The sequence below is a fragment of the Carboxydothermus pertinax genome, assembly GCF_001950255.1.
Lineage (GTDB): Bacteria > Bacillota > Z-2901 > Carboxydothermales > Carboxydothermaceae > Carboxydothermus > Carboxydothermus pertinax.
The window spans coordinates 1-285 of the sequence record NZ_BDJK01000065.1 but is presented as its reverse complement, the minus strand read 5'-3'; the positions used below and the strand labels follow the sequence as shown (position 1 = coordinate 285).

General features: G+C 38.9%; 1 pseudogene. It reads right to left on the bottom strand.

Annotation, left to right across the window (positions count from 1 at the left end):
- Window positions 1-285 (bottom strand): annotated as a pseudogene (locus cpu_RS12800) (integrase core domain-containing protein); the annotation flags it as partial.

The following is a 285-nucleotide window of genomic DNA, read 5'->3' as shown; positions in this document are numbered from 1 at the left end:
AATAGACTTTTTTCTAGAAGTAGGGAGTCCACCGAATTCTTCACCATTATCAGTTTGGAAGAAGAGATGTTGATTAACCCCAAGAGCTCTTAACCAGAAAGCTACCAGAAGCAAGAAAGATAAACCGTTTTTAAAAGTAAGTTCATTAGCAAAAGCAATAAAGCGAAGCCGGGATTTAACATCAATAGCTGTGAACTGATACTTAGGCAATTTATTGCGGAAAATAGCGGCATAAGCATCAGAAGGAAGGGCAGATTGGTCAGCGATGTGCTTAGAATCGATTTG